Genomic DNA, 15,227 nt, shown 5'->3' with positions numbered 1-15,227 from the left:
ATCTCCTCTTTCGAGGTTTTCCAATACTCAAATATATACTATGACGAGATAATATAGCAACAAGAATAACATTATTTATGTTAATATACCTATCGCATCACGATATGACAGCACCGATACAGTGAAGAGAAAAATGGAAAAAACGGTCAGAAAAGGAGGCGGTAGACATCTTCTACCTTATTCACGGTCTTTACCTGTATCTTATAGCTGGCAGTATTGAGCCCTTTGGCATTGGCCTTGGGAATGAAGATGACATCCATGCCTAGTTTGTCGGCCTCGGCTATGCGCTGGTCTATGCGGTTCACAGCGCGTATCTCGCCACTGAGGCCTATCTCGCCTACCAGGCATATGTTAGATGGCAGCGCCTTATCCTCGTACGATGATAGCAGGGCGCACACCACGGCCAGCTCTATAGAGGGGTCCTCTACCTTGATACCTCCGGCTATATTTACAAAGACATCTTTTGCGCCGAAGTGGAAGCCACCGCGTTTCTCCAGCACGGCCAGCAGCAGTTGCAGGCGGCGCAGGTCCATACCGCTTACGGTGCGCTGTGGTGTACCATATACGGCCTGTGTTACAAGGGCCTGTACCTCTATCATCAGTGGGCGAGAGGCCTCCATGGTGGCGGCAATGGCTATGCCGCTGATGGGCTCATCGTGCTGGGAGAGCAGTATCTCGGAAGGGTTGGAAACGGGGCGCATGCCCTGCTGCACCATTTCGTATATACCCAACTCGGCGGTAGAGCCGAAGCGGTTCTTGAGGGTGCGCAGTATGCGGTAGGCGTAGTGCCTGTCGCCCTCGAACTGCAATACGGTATCTACCATATGCTCCAGCACCTTGGGACCTGCTATGGCACCATCCTTGGTGATATGGCCTATGATGCATACAGGTATATTGCTGGCCTTGGCGAACCGCTGCAATTCGGCAGCACATTCGCGCACCTGCGATACACTGCCTGCAGCAGACTCTACATAGGGCGACTCAAGCGTTTGTATAGAATCTATTATCAGCAGGTTGGGCTTTACCTTCTTTACCTCGGCAAATAGGGTAGCCGTATCTGTAGCGGTCAGCAGGTAGAGGTTGTTATTGCGGATGCCCAGGCGGTCGGCTCGCAGCTTTATCTGCTGGGCACTCTCCTCGCCCGATACATAAAGCGTGGTGATGGTCTTCCACTGCAGGGCGCACTGCAGGAAGAGGGTACTTTTACCTATACCCGGATCGCCTGCTATGAGGGTCACCGAGCCGGGCACTATGCCACCACCCATCACCCGGTTCAGCTCGCTATCGGGGCTGTAGAAACGGGCCTCCTGTACCTGCACCACATCATCCAGCTTATGGGCCTTCTGCTTGTCGCGGGTGTCCTTATCGTCCCAGCTGGCCACATCGGGGCGGCCCTTTTCCTCGCGCTGCACCACCTCTTCCACAAAGGAATTCCATGCCCCGCAAGATGGGCATTTGCCCGTCCACTTGGGAGTTTCGTAGCCGCATTGCTGGCAGAAAAAAGCTGAACGTGTCTTGGCCATGTACTATCTAATGAAGAGCCCCTCCCGTCCCTCCCCCGAGGGGAGGAGATGATATGCGGCACTATGTAATGAAGAGTACAAATGTAGCGTATCTGCAATGGGCAGGGCGAACACAGGAACGCATTTTATCCACATTCTCCGGAGGGCAAAACAAAAGAGGCTGCCTTTATGGGGCAGCCTCTTACGGTTCATCTATTGGTCTATTTCCCGTCTATTCGTGCACTCATCTTTGCTCTTGTACGCTTTACCCAGTCTTTGAAACGGAAGCTCAACAGGCACATAGCAGGTACTACTATCAGCGTGAGGAATGTAGCGAAGCTGAGGCCATATATCATGGTCCATGCCAGCGGTGCCCAGAAAGCATTGCTATCGCCACCGAAGAAGATATGCGGGTTGAAATGCGTGAACAGGCCCGCGAAGTCGATATTGAGACCTACTGCCAGCGGTATGAGGCCCAGTATGGCCGCAGTAGCGGTAAGCAGTACAGGCGTCATACGCGTGCGGCCTGCCTCTACTATGGCCTCGTATGGACTCATGCCTTCGTGCAGCATCATATCCATGAACTCTACGAGGAGGATACCGTTCCTTACCACTATACCGGCGAGGGCCACTATACCTATACCGCTCATCACCAGCGAGAAGGTATTGCCGAACATACTATAACCGAGCAGCACACCTGTGATAGAGAACATCACCTCGCTCATGATGATGACCATGCGGCTGATAGAGTTGAACTGTAGTATGAGCAGCAGTACTATAAGGCCAAGAGCTATCATCATGGCAGTACCAAGGAAGCTCATGGTCTCTGCCTGCTCTTCCTGCTGGCCGCTCATCACTATAGTGATGCCCGACGGTGCATGGAAGTTGGCTATCTCGTGTTTCACGGCTTCAACCACAGCATTCTCTTCGTAGCCCGACAGTACGTTGGACGAGAGGGCTATGATACGTTTCTGGTCCTTGCGCTTGATGCCGCCATAGGTGGTAGAGTAGCGTATATCGGCAAAGGAGCTGATAGGCACAGTGCGTATCATACCGCCCATACCCATATCGCGGTATATGACAGGCATGTTGCGCAGGGCCTCCACATCGCGGCGCTGCTCTGATGAATAGCGCAGGTAGATGGGGTAATCGTCATTGGCATCGCGGAAGCGGGACACCTCTTTACCGAACACGGCAGTTCTCATAGCGCCGGCCACTGCCATAGTGCTGATGCTCTCGTTGTTCATGCGGTTGCGGTCCAGGTCGAAGATGATCTCGGGCTTGTTGGCCTGGAAATCGCTGCGCAGCTCTTCCACACCCGGCACCTGCTTGTCTTCCAGGTATTTCTTCAGCCTGTCAGATGTGGCTATGAGCGAATCCAGGTTATCGCCTGTCAGCTCTACCACTACTGGCTTTGGCAGCGGCGGTCCACCCTGCTCCTTGTCCACTGTCACCTCGGCACCGGGATACTCGCGCACTACGGCGCGTATGGCATCCAGGTATTTGGCCGATGATACACCATGGCGTTTTTCAAAGCCTACGAAGGCCACTGTTATCTTACCCTTGTTGGGGAAATCGCCTATCTCGTTGGTAGTGGGATCCACAGCGCCTACGGTCACGTTCGATATCACCGACTTCACTATGGGGTTCTTCTTACCTGTGGCCAGGTCCATATCCAGCGCCTTGTACACCTTGGCCTCCAGTTTCTGCAGCACCTCGTCGGTATGCTTCTGATCGGTACCTATCGGCATGTTCAGGTATACATATACGAAGTTGGGATCGGCAGAGGGGAAGAAGGTGAAAGGCGGGCTCCTCATAGTATAGGTAAAAATGGAGATAGGGAACAGTATGATGGTGACCAGCAGCACCAGTCCCGGCCTTTTCAGGGCGCGCTCCAGCCAGCGTGTATACCAGTTCTGGAAGGCAGGCCATGCTTTGTGCTGGAAAGCGTGTATCCATTTAGAGAGCACATATTTCTCCAGCAGTATGAAGAGATACAGCGTGATAATGAAATTGCCGAAACCTATGCTACCACCCAGGTAGAAGAGCGCCGCTATGGCCAGGAATATGACCAGCAGCACACTGTCCCTGCGGGTAAAGCGGCGCCTTGCATGGTGCTCCTCGTGGCTCTCGGGCTTCATGAAGCTGACAGCGAACACGGGGTTGATGAGGTAGGCCACCAGCAGCGATGCCAGCAGGGTGATGATGAGGGTAACAGGCAGGAAGAACATGAAACTACCGATAACACCCTTCCAGAACGCAAGCGGAATGAAGGGCATGAGGGTAGTGATGGTACCTGTAAGCACCGGCAGGAACACCTCGCCGGTGGCCATCTTGGCCGCCGTCTTTATATCTCGCTTACCATTGTCGAAGATACGGTGGGTGTTCTCTATCACCACTATCGCATCATCTACCACTATACCCAGGGCCAGGAGGAAGGAGAACAGCACGATCATATTGAGCGTGAAGCCGATGCCGGGCATCACCAGGAAGGCGATGGCGCAGGACAGCGGTACCGACATGGCCACAAAAAGGGCATTAGTAACACCCATGAAGAACATGAGTATGACCGTAACGAGTATGAAGCCGATGATGATGGTGTTCACCAGGTCGGTAAGCGTCGTCTTGGTAGATTCTGACTGATCGCCGGTAACTACCACGGTGAGGTCCTTGGGTAGGTCTTCCTGCTGCATCTTCTTCACCAGGGCATCAATCTTCTCAGACGCCTCTATGAGGTTGGCGCCGCTGGCCTTTATGACGTTCAGCGTTATCACGTTCTGACCATCCAGGCGGGCGAAGCTCTTCTGCTCTACAAATGTGTCTATGACAGTGGCTATGTCTTTGATGTATACACTTTTGCCCTGCTGGTTCTTCACTATGATGTCGCCTATCTCATCGGCCGCCTTGAATTCATGCTTTACACTCAGTATGCGCTTCTGGTCGTTCATGGCTACCTCACCGGCCGTCATAGATATGTTCTCCATGGCCACTGTGCGGTCTATGTCATCGAAAGTGAGGCCTGCGGCCTGCATCTTGAAGAGGTCTACGTTGATCTGTATCTCGCGTTCAGGCGCGCCTACCAGGTCTACACGCTTTATCTCTTTTACCGCCTCTATCTCATCCTTTACCTTATCGGCATATTTCTTCAGGCGGTTCATGTCATAGTTGCCCGATACGTTCACGTTCAGTATAGGGAACTCCGAGAAGTCTATATCCTTCACCTCGGGCTGGAAGGGGAGGTTCTGCGGCAGGTCCTGCTTGGCCTTGTCCACACCATCCTTCACATCCTGCTTGGCCTTGTCCACCTTCACATCGGTGTTGAACTCTACTATTACTACCGAGTAATCCTGGAACGAATTGCTGGTCACCTTCTTAACGCCGGTCAGGTTCTTCACCTGCTTTTCTATGGGCTTGGTCACCAGGTTCTCCATATTCTCGGGCGATGTACCGGGATATACCGTCTGCACAATGATCTGTGGCAGCTTTATCTCGGGGAACTGCTCCTTGGGGAGATTGATGTATGTCATCAGGCCTATGAGGGTGATGAATACGGTGATGAAGTATACTGCCGTACGGTTGTCTACCGCCCAGCTAGATAATTTGAACTCTTTGAATTTGTCTTTCATTTTAGTGTTGTTGTGCTACGAATGATATAATGGTATACATCCACTTCTCACTATACCCATGGCATGCGAGGGCATACCGGGGCCTGCTTTCGTGTGTATCGGTAGGGTCTGTGAATTACTGTATGGATACGGTCTCGCCACTGTCCAGGTCTTCGAAGCCCGCCACTACCACTTTGTCGCCGGCCTTCAGGCCAGAGAGCACCTCTACCTTGCCATTAGAGTTGCGGCCGGTCTTCACTATCACCGAGCGTGCAGTATTACCCTCTACCACATATACCATTTCGCCTTCGGCCGTCTTCTGTATCACAGATACGGGTATCACCAGGGCCGATGAGTTCTCGTAGTTGGATATGCGCAATATGCAGGACATATTTGGGTGCAGCTTTTTGTTGTCGCCAAGCTTTATCTCTACCATGAAAGCGCGAGACAGCGGGTCTACCGCCCTGGAAACGTAGGACACCTTCGTGTTCAGCGAGTCGTTCATATCGGGGAAGATGAGGGTGGCCTTGTCGCCTACGTTCACTTTGCCCAGGTAGTTCTCGCCAAGGTTGGCCTCGGCCTTCAGCTTGCTGGTGTTCACGATGCGTATGCTGGAGAACATGCTCTGGTCGCCCACCTTCATGCCCACGGCATCCACCACACCATTGATGGGCGATACCACATTGTAAAGGTCTTTGCCTGCCTGTGCTACGGCCTTCTGTTTCAGCAGGTTCTCATAGTTCGTCTTGGCCGACATCAGTTGCACCTCTGTGCCTATGTTCTGCTGCCACAGCTTCTGCTGTTTTTCGTAGAGGGCCTTTGCCAGCTCTATCTGGGGCTCCATGGCCTTTATCTGCTGGTCGGGTATGGCATTGTCCAGGGTGGCCAGTACCTGGCCCTTGCGTACCTGCTGGCCTACATGCACCAGTACCTGCGTAACGGTACCCTGTGCGCGGGCGCCTGCGCTTACCACCTCGTCTCCGGTGATCTGCGACTGCACCTCTATAAAGGCATTGAATGTACCCGGCTTCAGTTCCCATACAGATACAGGGGTCACCTTGGCATTCTTTTCTTTTTTGCCGGCCTCCAGCTTGGTGATCTGGGCATCTATGTCGGCGCGTTGTTTCTTGAGGGCTGCAAGCTCGGCTGCGGGGTCTTTGCTACCACCACCACATGATGCGAGCACTATAGCAGGTACCAGGAATAAATATGAACGTTTCATTTTATGGTATGTTTTGTATTTTATGTATGTGTTTGTTTGTTTCGGTCAGGTATTATCAGGTCATTTCAGTGTACCGAGTGCTTTCTTCAGATCGGCCTCGGCTGTGACCACTTCCATAAGTGCAGAGAAATAGTTGGATTGGGCACGCATGAGCTCTGTCTGGGCATTGGTCACTTCCAGGTTGCTGCCTACGCCTTCCTTGTATTTCCTCTGTGCCAGATCCAGTACGTTGCCGGACAGGTCCAGGTTGCGCTTCTGGCTCTGCACCTGCAGCAGTGCGTTCTTCAGGCTGGTACGCGCAGTAGCTGCCTGGAAGCTGACCGCGAGTTTGAAGTTGTCTATATTGTTCCGGGTCTTTTCTATGTTCAGCCTGGCCTCTGTGACCTGGTGCTGGCGGGACAGGCCATTGAATATGGGGATGTTCAACGACAGGCCCACCATAGAGTAGTTGTTGTCTCTGTACCTATCTCCATCGAAAAGGTCTTTGCCATAGTACGCACCCGAGTTGACACCGAGCATATACACTGCCGCAAGGGTAGGAATGGCTGAAAGCTTATAGCGTTTCAGGTTGTACTCGTTCAGCTTCAGGCCAGACATCAGCACATTGTACTGTGGCACACGCGTTATATCTTCCTCTGCCGCCACCAGCTTCAGGGCATCGTTCTGGAACTTGCCTATAGCAGTATCGGTAAGCACGATGGGCGTATTGATGTTCATACCCAGTGTATACTTCAGTACCTGCTCGGCCACTACCAGGTTATTGGCCACCCTCAGACTGTCAGTAGCCAGGTTGTTCACCTGTACAGTTGTTCTGTCTATATCTATCTTCTCGGCAAATCCTGCCTGGCGCATCAGGTCCAGGTCATGCTCCATGCTGCGCAGAAGGGTAAGCGATCCTTTGATGATGTCGAACTGCTTGTAAGCTATCACCAGCGAGTTGTACGACTTCAGTACATTGTACCTTATCTCTTCCTCTGTGAGCCTCTCGGTGGCTTTTGCCATTTCCATTACCGTTCTGCGTGCCTGCAGGGCCACCAGCACACTCCCATCGAACAGTATCTGCGAGGCCGATGCAGAAAGGTTGGCCGTATAGGGTATGGTGAACTGCGCCCTCATCAACGAGTCTTTGGGCGGAGGGGGTATACCGGGTATCGAGAACGATCCTGCACCGATATATGAATACTGTGGTATGATGAAGTTGTTCACTTCTATCTTGCCATTCACATGTGGCAGGGCTGCGGCCGTTGTCTGCTTCACCTGCTGCTCCTGTATCAGCACATCTATGTGTGCGTTCTTCATGGTATAGCTGTTCTTTATGGCATAGTCTATACACTCCTGCAGGCTCAGCCTCAAGGGCTGCTGTGCAGATACCATTGTTGCCGATAGCAGTAAACTGGTTAATGCTATATATACTTTTCTCATATAGTGGGTGCTGTTGCTTGTTTTAAGTATTGTTCTTTGTATTTGAGGTACAGCTCTGTCCCCTGCGGGGTCATCATGCCATACATAAAGTGTTCGCCTATTTCCAGGGCCACGCTCATAAGGTTAGCTCGGTCGCTCACCAGCAGGTTGGGGTGCAGGGCCATCAGCGAGGTCTCTATGCGGTAGCGTGCCAGCAGGTCGGCATTCAGGTTCTCGCGGTAGTGGCCTTCCTTCATGCCCTGTTTTATGTTCTCGCGTACCAGTTGCACATCGCGCTCTACCAGCAGGTCGCGGAACTGTTTGTAAGCATCGGGGAAAAATCGCTGCATCTCGAACAAGGCCATGGGGTTGAGGCGTTTGTACAGATCGTCGAAGAAGGCAAGTATCCTCACCATGGCCTCTACGGCGTTCTCGGCATCTTTCAGTACCACCACACAGTTCTCGGTGGTATTGTTCTTGTACCATGCCACCGATTCGTTCACCACCTCCTGCTTGTTGGCGAAGTGTTGGTATAGCGTTTTCTTAGATATGCCCGCTCTCCTGGCAATATCATCCATCGTTATGGACTTAAAGCCGTACTGGCTAAAAAGCTCGATAGCAGATGTGAGTATTTTTTCTAAAGTCTCCATTTCTATTTTACGCCGGAATTCGCGGGCAAAACTATGGAAACATTTTCAATCAGGAAACGTTTCCTGATTATTTTTGTTTCTTATGGGCCTATAGATGAGGGGAAAAAGAGCAAATTTCAAAGGCCAAAATTCAAAAAAGGTCAAAATTCAAATTCCAAACTTCAAATTCCAGATCTCAAAATTTCAATTTCCAAACTTCAAACATTCTTTCCTTATTTCTGATCTGGAATTTGAAGTTTGGAATTTGAATTTTGGAATTTGAATTTTGTTATTTCTTCTTTGAAATGATATATAGGTTGGCAACAAGGGCCATGACCAGGAACATACCTACCAGTTGGTGTATCTCGGCGAGGGTCTCATAAAAGCCGAACGTGCCGAAAACTATCTGCGACGCGCTGATGAGGGTGACCACTCCCAGTACCACCTGCAGCATCACTATAACGAACGGCCACCGACGGGCCTTGTGCAGCAGGACGCTGCCCATGCGGCGGGCGGCCTTGCCGGCCCATACATACCATACTACAATGATAATGAGCAGCAGGTAGGCCAGTGTACGGTGTACGAACTGTATGTTCATGACATTGGTGACCATGCTTTCGCTCCCAAGAGTGCCGGGCACCCACTCATCGGCTATCCTGGGCCATGTATGCACAGCGCGCGATGCATGTGTACCAGCCATAAAGGCCCCATATGCCAACTGCACATAAGTAAGCAGGATGATGGCCACCAGCTGCCGCACCATAGCAGGCGCGGCCACCCGCCTATCGGCAGGTATAAGCAGTACCAGCGCGAACCACAGCGTATAGCACATAAGGGTGATGGCCGAGAGGAAATGTGCGGCCAGCCAAGTGTGCTTCACATAAAGGTCGGTATCGTTGAGGCCGCTTGCTACCATCTTCCAGCCTACGAAGCCCTGCAGGCCACCCAGTATGAAGAGGATGATGAAAGGCCGCACCATACCCTTGTCGAAGTACTTTTTTACGAAGAAGTACACAAAACCTATGGCAAAGACAACGCCCAGCATACGCGCCCACAGGCGGTGTGCCCACTCCCAGTAGAATATGAACTTGAAATCGGGCAGGGTGAAGTGGCTGTTGACGTATTTGTACTGGGCTATGTTCTTATAGCCATCGAAAGCCTTGTTCCAGTCGGCCTCGTTGAGCGGGGGAATGAAACCCATTATAGGCTTCCACTCGGTGATGGACAGGCCCGAACCGGTGAGGCGGGTGACACCGCCCATGATGAACTCTATGACTATCATGATGATGCCGGCTATGAGCCACCATGCCACGGCCCTTCTTTTACTATCGATCACCGCTAAATGAGATTTTGCGCAAAATTAGCGGAAGAAACGCCAACTAACAGCCCGTTTTTGCCATGAAATTGTAGTATCGGCACTAATGAGCGCCATATAATAACTACTGTATATCGCAATCGGTCTTGGTAAGCTCGTATACATTGCGCCCCTCGGTACTATCGTAATATCTACGTTCGTAAGATGTCTTTTTCGCCCGTATCTCTTTTTTTGTAAGGCCGCAATAGGTCTTCTCTACCTGCTGTGGCTGGGTGATGCCATTACGCGTTATCTGCGTAATGCACAAATGGCATTCGTTCTTGTAACAAGAGGTCATTAGAAGAGAGGCAAGTATGATGAACATGAAGTAGCGCATACTACAAAGTTACCGGCTACAGGATCGGCCATTGTTATATACTTCATTGCAGCTATTGTATAAAAGCAGCACCGCCTGCGCATATTTATTTAATTTGTAGCGTTATTGCACCTATGAGACAGTTGTTGTTCCTCTTCTGCGTACTGGAAGTGCTTTTTGTGACGTGGCTCATAGGCACACTGGGGCCCTATGCGTCTCCTCTTGTACTCTTCGGCCTGTCCATAGGTATAGCCATACTTTTTCTAAAGATAGCCACCAATGCAGGCGAGGTACGCCCGGCACCAAAGGTGCTCCTGCCGCCGCGCGTGCTGGTCATAGTACAATGGGTGCTGTTCTTTGCGCTCTCCTACCACATATTCGCATCGCTGAAGCATATATGGTGGTACGAGATCACCTATCACGAGGGCAGGAACGGCGGCTCTGATGTGATACCGCAGATAACCGCGCTGGTGCAGCGCTTCCTGCGCGGCGAGCAGCCATATTATGCCATACAGTTCGCAGAGTATACCCTCTACCCTACCTACCTGCCCCTGCAGTGGTTACCCTATATACCGCTGGAGCTGGCGCATAAGGACTACCGATGGGTACCCACCTTTGCCATGTGGGGTGCAGGGCTGTGGTTCTTCCTGCGAAACCGCAAAACGGGCGCCGGGCTGCTGTGGGACCTCCTGGTGCCCATATGGCCGCTGGTCTTATGGGCCGTGTTCATACCTCACGACAACAGGATGTTCCTCTTCTCGGTAGAGGGGCTGATAGCCGCCTATTACTTCTTTGTAGCAGAAAGCCTGCGGTGGCAGCGGGTATGGGCCATTGCCTTGTCCGTGGCGGTATGCCTGCTTTCGCGCTACAGCATAGTGTTCTGGGTGCCGCTGTGCCTGCTGCTGCACTTTGTGGCCGGCAAGCGCAGGGATGTGCTGATAATAGCGATTACGGCAATAGTGTTCTTCGTGATGCTGTACTGGCTGCCCTTCCTGCGCAGGGATGCTTCCATTTTTATAAACGGCTATACCTACCATACCAATGCCGCCCGCGATGAGTGGCTGCGCGATATGGCCACCCACCAGGGCCAGGTATACCTGAACAACGGACTGGGCTTTACCTCCTTTGCCATCAGGCTGCTGCCCGGCGATGTGGGGCATGCGTTGCTACTGTACAAGAACGTACATATAGCCATGTGCATCCTTACCGTGCTGGTACTGGCGCTGGTGTATATGCGCCGCACGCACAGCTACCCGCTCTACCCCTACCTGCTGTTCTCCTTCAAGGTATACCTGGCGGTGTTCTATGCCTTTATACAGATACCGTACAAGTACCTCTTCTTTGTGCCGGTGGTAGTGAGCGTGGCCCTGCTGGGCGGGGCTTTCGGCTCGGGGCGTGTTAAGGAAAAACAAACATTTATAGCGTGACGACACCACGATGAACGCAGGTGGAAATATACATGTACCTTTATTTCCTTATCAGATAATATCATGAACATTCTTGCTAAAGGCATACTGGCCCTTACCGTGGCCGCTCTCACCACCAATGTGCAGGCACAGGACCTGAAAAACATATGGGACAAGACCAAAAAAGCCGCTGGTGGTGTGACCAAAACAGGCACCGGCACCAAGGGAAGCCTTACCGATGGCGAGATAACAGCAGGCCTGAAAGAAGCCCTGAAAGTAGGCACGCAGAACGCCAGCGGCAAGCTCTCTAACGTGAACGGTTTCTTTGGCAACCAGCTTATAAAGATACTGATGCCGCCAGAGGCAAAGAAGATAGAGACCACGCTGCGCGCCATGGGCATGGGCGCACAGGTAGATAAAGCCATACTGTCTATGAACCGTGCGGCAGAGGATGCATCGGGCAAGGCAGTACCTATATTCGTAGATGCCATAACAGGCATCACAATACAGGATGGCCTGTCCATACTACGAGGCAGCAACGATGCGGCCACCCAATACCTGAAAGGCCGCACCACGACCTCGCTGACAACCGCCTTCAGGCCGGTGATACAGAGCTCGCTGAACAAGGTACAGGCCACCAAGTACTGGACCGAGATAGTGACCATATACAACAAGCTGCCCACCACACGCCAGAAAGTGAACCCCGACCTGACCGCATATGTGACCGAACGTGCCCTCAGCGGCCTTTTCCTCACCATAGCCGACGAGGAGGCCAAGATCCGTACCAACCCTGCCGCCCGCGTATCGGACATACTGCGCAAAGTATTTGGCTAAGGGCATATAAAGAGATCTGATAATTAATTCATGTTACCATGCTTGCCTTTTAAGGCAAAATAGCCGTAAATTGCACAGAGGTATGGTATGAGGAGCGCGTATCGCGCCCTTATCCGTCTATAGACCATATAGTAGCATAAACAGAATTAAATTATGTCTCAGGAACAGAATTTCGATGTCAGCACATGGTGGAATGGAGTGTCGTTCGATGGAAAGGAATTATTCACGCTCAATGATGATGGCAGGCTGGTGATACATGCCGGCGAGCCGGGTAAAGAGCGTACCATAGCCGAGATAACGGCAGAGAACAGCGCTACCGTTATAAGCACGCTGGGCGAAAAGTATTACCAGATGCAGGCCCGCCTGGCCGAAGTAGCAGCCGAATGGGCAGCCACCGCGGACAAGCTGAAGATGGCCGAAAAGGTGGCATGGCTGCGCAATATGCTGGGCACCACCGCAGCCTTGGGCAACCTAGACAAACTGCTGGCCGAGACAGAACCCTGGCAGGAAGCCATAAACGCAAGAACGGAAGAGAACTATGCGGCAAAGCTGAAACTGGCCGAACAGGCCGAGGCCCTTGCCGATAGCACGGAATGGAAAGAGGCCACCAATGCATTCAAAGAACTGACCGAGCAATGGAAACATGCCGGGCATACCGATAAGCACCGCGGCGATAAGCTGTGGGCGAGGATAGAGGCGGCACGCACAAAATTCTACGACCGCAAGAAACAGCACCACGACGACCAGGAGAAGGACATGCTGCAGAACCTGGATCTGAAGCTGGACCTGGTAGAGCAGGCCGAGGCACTGGCCTCATCTTCCGAATGGAAGAAGACGGCCGATACCTTTCACCGCCTTACCAATGAATGGAAGACCATAGGCCATACACTGAGCAAGAAGAACGAAGAGCTGTGGCAACGGTTCATAACGGCGAAGAGCGCTTTCTTCGACCGTAAGCGCGAGCATACGGCCGTGATACAGCAGGAGCAGGAAGTGAACATAACTGCCAAGACCGCACTGGTAGAAAAGGCCGAAGCGCTGAAGGACAGCACCGAGTGGAACAATACCGCCCTGGCATACGCCGCCCTGATGGAGGAATGGAAAAAGACAGGCAGGGTGAACGGCGAAAAGGGCGAAGAGCTGTGGGGCAGGTTCCTGGCGGCGCAAGACCAGTTCTTCAATGCCAAGAAACAGCATGCCGCCGGCGTGAAGAACATGCACGAGCAGAACTATGATGCGAAGATGAAGCTGCTGGAACGTGCCGAACAGATAAAGAATTCGAACCACTGGGGCGAGACCACAGGCGAGATGAACGACCTGCTGGACGAATGGAAGAAGATAGGCCCTGTGGCCCGCGAACATTCTAACCGTATATGGGAGCAGTTCCTGGCGGCGCGCAAGCATTTCTTTGCCCGCAAAGATGCCAACCGCGACCAGCGCAAACAACATGCCGAGGTACAGAAACATGTGCGTACCGAGCAGGCCAAAGAAATGGTGGGCAGACTGCTACGCGACATACAGGAGGAAGAAGATAAACTGGCCGACTTCAAAGAGGCGCTGAACAATATAACACCCGGCAAAAAAGCCGCCGAACTGAAAGAACACCTGGAAAAACTGCTGGTGGAAGGCGAGCAGAAACTGCGCCGCCTGCGCGAAAAATATGATGCCGTACACAACGAGTATGGCAGGAAACAAGCCAAAGAAGTAGCCGAAACAACAGGCGAAGAGCCCGAGACGAACGAACCCGAGTAACAGATACCATACCTACCATGTCAAAGAAACATGCCGCAAGGCCTGATGGTCTTGCCTATTCTACCAATAAGGATTTTTTCAACGACTTTCCGCAGGAGGAGGCCACAGACACCCTGCCCAAGGACAAGCAGAGGTTGCGTGTGCGCCTGGATACCAAACAGCGTGCAGGCAAAGTAGTGACACTGGTGGATGGCTTCACTGGTACTGCCGACGATCTGGAAGCGCTGGGCAAGCAGCTAAAGACCAAATGCGGCGCCGGCGGCAGCGCCAAGGACGGCCTGATACTGATACAGGGCGACTACCGCGAAAAAGTAGTGACCTGGCTAAAGGAGTGGGGCTATATACAGACCAGGTAGACCTGATGCTGCCTTTTCCCATTTTTCTATCTTGGAACACAAAAACACTTCACATAAATGAGCGAAATGGATATAAGGTGGGAACAGCGGTTCTCAAACTTCAAAAAAGCATTGGCCAAGCTAGGTGAAGTAGCCCTGCAGGAAAATATAGATGACCTTTCGGACCTGGAGAAAGAAGGCATGATCCAACGTTTCGAGTATACCTTCGAACTGGCCTGGAAGACCCTGCAAGACCTGCTGCGCTATAAAGGATACTTAGATATAGCGGGCCCCAACCCTGTGCTGGAACGGTCATTGAAAGATGGATATATATCGGGAGAGAATGCATGGCGAAGAATGAAAAAGTCTCGGGAACTGACATCACACACCTACAATAGTGATACAGCAGATGAAATAGCCCAGAACATAGTGGATGAATATTATGACCTGCTCACATCATTAGAGCAACGGCTCGAAAAAGAGAGAGGTGGGAAACAGACCACAATATTCGAAGGATGAGATACGGATTGCCAGATGAAGATATAGAACAAATAGTGAAGGCCATTGCAACTATGCCAAAGGTGAGTTGTGTGACATTGTTCGGCTCACGGGCAATGGGGACATACAGAGCCGGGTCTGATATAGACCTGGCGATAGCAGGAGAAGGTATCACCTTCAACGACATATCGGATATATATACCAGCCTGGAACGACTGGGAATGTTATACTCCTTCGACCTGCAGAACATAGCATCTATAACTGACAATGCATTACTAGATCATATGGACAGGGTAGGAAAAGTACTATTCCGAAGAGAAGGGTAGCACCTCCGGCACAAAGCATCATCACAATTTCATACACATCTTCCCGA

At 51.9% G+C, this 15,227-nt stretch carries 13 protein-coding genes; 6 read left to right on the top strand and 7 right to left on the bottom strand.

The annotated features are described in order from the left end of the window. Positions 1-146 precede the first annotated feature (146 nt). The 7 genes from radA to ABD843_RS09595 form a co-directional block, all read right to left on the bottom strand. Positions 147-1,523: a DNA repair protein RadA gene (gene radA, locus ABD843_RS09625; RefSeq protein ID WP_345082159.1), complete on the bottom strand. Its 1,377-nt coding sequence runs from the start codon at positions 1,521-1,523 to the stop codon at positions 147-149. Positions 1,524-1,723: 200 nt separating this feature from the next. Continuing rightward, positions 1,724-5,128: an efflux RND transporter permease subunit gene (locus ABD843_RS09620; RefSeq protein WP_345082156.1), complete on the bottom strand. Its 3,405-nt coding sequence runs from the start codon at positions 5,126-5,128 to the stop codon at positions 1,724-1,726. A 115-nt stretch (positions 5,129-5,243) separates the two neighbouring features. Further along, complete coding sequence (locus tag ABD843_RS09615; protein ID WP_345082153.1) at positions 5,244-6,329, bottom strand: efflux RND transporter periplasmic adaptor subunit; 1,086 nt, start codon at positions 6,327-6,329, stop codon at positions 5,244-5,246. 60 nt (positions 6,330-6,389) lie between these two features. After that, the gene (locus tag ABD843_RS09610) at positions 6,390-7,751 is read right to left on the bottom strand and encodes a TolC family protein (protein ID WP_345082150.1); all 1,362 of its coding nucleotides are present in this window, start codon (positions 7,749-7,751) and stop codon (positions 6,390-6,392) included. Then, complete coding sequence (locus tag ABD843_RS09605) at positions 7,748-8,380, bottom strand: TetR/AcrR family transcriptional regulator (protein ID WP_345082147.1); 633 nt, start codon at positions 8,378-8,380, stop codon at positions 7,748-7,750. Before ABD843_RS09605 ends, ABD843_RS09610 begins: the two co-directional genes overlap by 4 nt. Positions 8,381-8,648: 268 nt before the next feature. Continuing rightward, positions 8,649-9,695, bottom strand: coding sequence for a COX15/CtaA family protein (locus tag ABD843_RS09600; protein ID WP_345082144.1), 1,047 nt, complete (start codon positions 9,693-9,695; stop codon positions 8,649-8,651). A gap of 103 nt (positions 9,696-9,798) precedes the next feature. Beyond that, the gene (locus ABD843_RS09595) at positions 9,799-10,050 is read right to left on the bottom strand and encodes a hypothetical protein (RefSeq protein WP_345082141.1); all 252 of its coding nucleotides are present in this window, start codon (positions 10,048-10,050) and stop codon (positions 9,799-9,801) included. Positions 10,051-10,163: 113 nt separating this feature from the next. Between ABD843_RS09595 and ABD843_RS09590 the strand changes: the two genes are divergently transcribed. The 6 genes from ABD843_RS09590 to ABD843_RS09565 all read left to right on the top strand — a co-directional run bounded on the left by ABD843_RS09590 (position 10,164) and on the right by ABD843_RS09565 (position 15,180). Continuing rightward, entirely contained in the window at positions 10,164-11,456 is a 1,293-nt protein-coding gene (locus tag ABD843_RS09590; protein ID WP_345082139.1) for a hypothetical protein, read from the top strand. A gap of 63 nt (positions 11,457-11,519) precedes the next feature. Next, entirely contained in the window at positions 11,520-12,269 is a 750-nt protein-coding gene (locus tag ABD843_RS09585) for a DUF4197 domain-containing protein (protein WP_345082135.1), read from the top strand. Positions 12,270-12,422: 153 nt separating this feature from the next. Beyond that, positions 12,423-14,021 (top strand): DUF349 domain-containing protein, encoded by a 1,599-nt coding sequence (locus ABD843_RS09580; RefSeq protein WP_345082132.1) that lies wholly within the window; start codon positions 12,423-12,425, stop codon positions 14,019-14,021. A 17-nt stretch (positions 14,022-14,038) separates the two neighbouring features. Continuing rightward, the gene (locus tag ABD843_RS09575) at positions 14,039-14,377 is read left to right on the top strand and encodes a translation initiation factor (protein WP_345082129.1); all 339 of its coding nucleotides are present in this window, start codon (positions 14,039-14,041) and stop codon (positions 14,375-14,377) included. A gap of 66 nt (positions 14,378-14,443) precedes the next feature. Then, entirely contained in the window at positions 14,444-14,875 is a 432-nt protein-coding gene (locus tag ABD843_RS09570) for a nucleotidyltransferase substrate binding protein (protein ID WP_345082126.1), read from the top strand. Next, on the top strand, positions 14,872-15,180 hold the full coding sequence (locus ABD843_RS09565; RefSeq protein ID WP_345082123.1) for a nucleotidyltransferase domain-containing protein: 309 nt from the start codon (positions 14,872-14,874) through the stop codon (positions 15,178-15,180). The genes ABD843_RS09570 and ABD843_RS09565 overlap by 4 nt, the downstream gene beginning before the upstream one ends. Positions 15,181-15,227 lie beyond the last annotated feature (47 nt).

The sequence above is a fragment of the Nemorincola caseinilytica genome (assembly GCF_039540515.1).
GTDB classification, from domain to species: domain Bacteria; phylum Bacteroidota; class Bacteroidia; order Chitinophagales; family Chitinophagaceae; genus Nemorincola; species Nemorincola caseinilytica.
The sequence above is the reverse complement of the archived record's forward strand: the minus strand, read 5'-3'. Positions and strand labels throughout refer to the sequence as shown.

Excerpts from the sequence above, each read along its gene's own strand:
- radA (WP_345082159.1), bottom strand. The coding sequence starts at position 1,523 with ATGGCCAAGACACGTTCAGCTTTTTTCTGCCAGCAATGCGGCTACGAA.
- ABD843_RS09620 (WP_345082156.1), bottom strand. The coding sequence starts at position 5,128 with ATGAAAGACAAATTCAAAGAGTTCAAATTATCTAGCTGGGCGGTAGAC.
- ABD843_RS09615 (WP_345082153.1), bottom strand. The coding sequence starts at position 6,329 with ATGAAACGTTCATATTTATTCCTGGTACCTGCTATAGTGCTCGCATCA.
- ABD843_RS09610 (WP_345082150.1), bottom strand. The coding sequence starts at position 7,751 with ATGAGAAAAGTATATATAGCATTAACCAGTTTACTGCTATCGGCAACA.
- ABD843_RS09605 (WP_345082147.1), bottom strand. The coding sequence starts at position 8,380 with ATGGAGACTTTAGAAAAAATACTCACATCTGCTATCGAGCTTTTTAGC.
- ABD843_RS09595 (WP_345082141.1), bottom strand. The coding sequence starts at position 10,050 with ATGCGCTACTTCATGTTCATCATACTTGCCTCTCTTCTAATGACCTCT.
- ABD843_RS09590 (WP_345082139.1), top strand. The coding sequence starts at position 10,164 with ATGAGACAGTTGTTGTTCCTCTTCTGCGTACTGGAAGTGCTTTTTGTG.
- ABD843_RS09585 (WP_345082135.1), top strand. The coding sequence starts at position 11,520 with ATGAACATTCTTGCTAAAGGCATACTGGCCCTTACCGTGGCCGCTCTC.
- ABD843_RS09580 (WP_345082132.1), top strand. The coding sequence starts at position 12,423 with ATGTCTCAGGAACAGAATTTCGATGTCAGCACATGGTGGAATGGAGTG.
- ABD843_RS09575 (WP_345082129.1), top strand. The coding sequence starts at position 14,039 with ATGTCAAAGAAACATGCCGCAAGGCCTGATGGTCTTGCCTATTCTACC.
- ABD843_RS09570 (WP_345082126.1), top strand. The coding sequence starts at position 14,444 with ATGGATATAAGGTGGGAACAGCGGTTCTCAAACTTCAAAAAAGCATTG.
- ABD843_RS09565 (WP_345082123.1), top strand. The coding sequence starts at position 14,872 with ATGAGATACGGATTGCCAGATGAAGATATAGAACAAATAGTGAAGGCC.